General features: G+C 42.7%; 3 protein-coding genes. 1 reads left to right on the forward strand and 2 read right to left on the reverse strand.

From position 1 onward, the window contains the following. Positions 1-632: alpha/beta hydrolase fold domain-containing protein (locus VN105_RS11525; protein WP_325640968.1), on the reverse strand; the 632-nt coding region annotated here is incomplete at its 3' end. A 96-nt stretch (positions 633-728) separates the two neighbouring features. Between VN105_RS11525 and VN105_RS11530 the strand changes: the two genes are divergently transcribed. Then, positions 729-1,598, forward strand: coding sequence for a LysR family transcriptional regulator (locus tag VN105_RS11530; protein ID WP_325640969.1), 870 nt, complete (start codon positions 729-731; stop codon positions 1,596-1,598). 47 nt (positions 1,599-1,645) lie between these two features. Here VN105_RS11530 and VN105_RS11535 read toward each other — a convergent pair. Next, on the reverse strand, positions 1,646-3,177 hold a 1,532-nt coding region (locus VN105_RS11535; protein ID WP_325640970.1), incomplete at its 5' end, for a DUF6377 domain-containing protein.

Here is a 3,177-nt window from a genome sequence, read left to right on the forward strand (position 1 = left end):
TAATAATCCCATAATTCAATACCGTTTTTTAAAGTTAAAACGGGGCCTTCTGCGAAGGCAGACCAGGAAGGGGTATTAAGCGAGGAATCGGTAGCAGGATATATAAGCACCTGGCATACCAGGTGCTTCAGCCTGCCGGCTACGGCAGTGGCTAATGCGCCTCCGGCACTGTCTCCGGCTACCGCCATACAAGCACTATCTACGCCCAATTCCGCCGCATGTTGCATGATCCACCGGGTAGTATCGATACAATCATTCAAACCATGGGGAAACGGGTATTCAGGAGCAAGCCGGTAATCCACCGAAATGATTACCACTCCTGATAAATTGGTAAGTTGCCGCAAAGGGCGGTCGTGCGATTCAAGGCTGCCCTTGAAGAAACCGCCGCCATGGAAAAAGACCAGTACCGGCAATGCCTTTTTATCATCAGGCCTGTAAATCCTGATGTTAACAGCCCGGTCGGTAAACTCAATGGTTCTGTTTTCAACTGCAAATACTTTTTCCTGTTCCCCTGCAAGGGGTACCAGCGCTTCATAGAAAGTTCTTGAAGCCAGCACCTTATTTTCGGTGTGGGCAATGTTAAGTGACTTCATGTAAGTCAATGCTTCCTGTACCTGTGGTAAGATTTCCATTTTGCTATCATTTGAAAACAAATTTCCAACAAAGCGCTATACAAGGGAAATAGCTTATTTTATGAGCTGTCATAAAAATTATTATAACTTTATTGTATGGTTAATCTGGAATGGTACAGGACATTTAAAGCCGTTTATCAGACAGGGTCACTAACAGCTGCATCAAAGATTTTGTTTATATCGCAGCCCAACGTGAGCCAGCATCTTTCTTTGCTGGAAGCACATGTTGGAAAGCTGCTTTTTGAACGGAAGCCGAAAATTGTGCCTACGGATTATGGTAAGTTGTTTTATACGCAGGTTGTGGAACCATTGGAAAAGCTGGAAAAAGTGGAGTCGGGTTTTAGTGCGGCCGTTTTAAAAAAACAAACTCCCATTATACGGTTAGGTGTTGTACAGGAATATTTTGAAGCCGTATTATCTGAAAGAATAACCAGCATTGATGCCAGCCTTGTTTTGTCTTTCGGACATACCAAAGAGTTACTGGGGAAGCTGCACAGGGGCGCACTGGATTTCGTGGTGGCTACTAAGCTGGCCGATTACAGGCACCTTATTTTTGAGCCGGTCCGGCAGGAAAATTTTATCATCGCAGGTAATAAAACAATTGACACCACGGCATTTGATAATTGTATTAAGAAGGAAGACTGGGAGACAGCGGAGGCCTGGTTGTTGTCACAACCCTGGTTTGCGTATACTACCGATCTTGCTATCATACGCAGGTTCTGGAAAAAGAACTTCTTCAAACGCCCGGTTATTAAACCCTACTGTGTAATACCGGACATGAATCTTATTTTAAAATCCCTGAAGCACAGTAAGGCTTTGACAGTGGCTGCAAACTACCTGCTGAACGATGATTTAAAGATAATCTGGCGTGGCAGGGCAGCTGTTGAGAATACCTTGTACCTCGTTTATGATGAAACGAGGATGACAGCGGGGCAGGTGGGGATGATGAAGCAATTCTGTAAGTAGGCGATTAAAAACCGCTATCCAAAAATGCTCATGTAGTTTCATTATATTCAATCACTATCATTACTTCCAATAAACCTGATCTCCATTATCTTCTGTTCAAACTCACCGGCAGGAACCAGTGCGCGCGATTTAACCCGCATCTTATAAGTATATACCGTGCTAACACTGTAATCCAGTATTTTGGCGATAGCCTCCTGTTCATTTATGCCCAGGCGCATTAACGCAAATATCCTGAGCGTAGCATTAAGCGTTTCACCGGTTTTCAGTGAAATCTGATCTTCCTCTTTTAACAGTGCATTAAAGGAAGAGATGAAGTTAGGGAACATGGTTAAAAACGAAGTATCAAGCAGGTTGTATAAATTCCCTTTTTCCTCTTTGATATGAATATCATTTAGAAACTGGCTGACATCCTTATATTTTCCCAGTTTAATATTGTGGAGGGTTTGGTGTTTTATTTTTTCTAATGTTTCTATATATGACGAGCATGTTTTAAAGAACAACCCGATAAGCTGCTCTTTTATTTTAGAGGATTCCCAGAGCTTACCATTGACGCTTTCCAATTCCTTGTTTTTTTCCTTTATTATCAGCTCGTTTGCCTTGATCCGCAGTATTTGTCTGCGGTAAATGACCAGCAGGAAAAACAATATAACGGCAACAATCAAAAAGGTTAGAAAGCCGATAAGCAGTTTATCCCTTTCATGTTGCTTTTCATCAATCACTTTACCTGCCACCAATGGCAACATTGATTCGATTTGCACCGCACGGTTTCTGGCTCCATATAACTTGGCGTTACGGGCAGCTTCCTGCATGAAAATATAGGCATCATTTGTTCTGCCCAGTTTAAAAAGCTCCTGGCCAAGTAGAAATATAGCAAGTGTTTCTTTGGTAGATGAGCGGATATCGTTGATTACCGCAAGCGCCAGGAAACGTATCCGGTCATGACCTGTATAGGCAAAGCTGATCCTGGTAGCCACCATCGCAGTGCCGTGTTCCGGCAAATGACGCTGTATAATATAATGATAGAAGAAATCGGGAGTTAATTTTTCGTTTTTTACCGAATCAGGGAGAAAGGCCAGGTTGATGGTCTTCTCGAAATCGTTGGAAGGCGTAACTGCTTCGGCATTTTTAAAGTCCTTCTCGGATTCCCTGTAATAGTTTTGTGAAAAATAAGCGTCATTATCATAGTCGGCGATACCGGCGTTTAGCCGTGCCCGCAAAATCAGGTAATCGGTTTTGAGTGCGCTGGAGAGCCTGGCCGTATCTATTTCCTCCGTAACATCGAAAGCTTCTTTATAAAATCCTGTATTCAGCAGGATGGTTCCCAGCATCATTTTGCTCCGGATGAGGGGATCCATTTTCTGGAACTTCCAGGAAATATCTATCATTTTTTTTACATAGATAAATGCAGAATCGAATTTAAAGGAACGGTATTCTTCAAAGATCTTCGAGTAGAGGTCGAACCGCGCATTAAAATTTGTGCTGTCTGTATGAAGTAACTGGAACTGCAGGCCGTTTATCCGCTTTTCTTTTTTCTGATCATAAAAGTTCTCCCTGGCGAGTTCCGACTTAAGAACAGTTA

Origin of the sequence: Chitinophaga sp. (genome assembly GCF_035564935.1) — a bacterium.
Lineage (GTDB): Bacteria > Bacteroidota > Bacteroidia > Chitinophagales > Chitinophagaceae > Chitinophaga.

Bases quoted from the DNA above. Each gene is read 5' to 3' on its own strand.
- VN105_RS11530 (WP_325640969.1), top strand. From the start codon at position 729: ATGGTTAATCTGGAATGGTACAGGACATTTAAAGCCGTTTATCAGACA.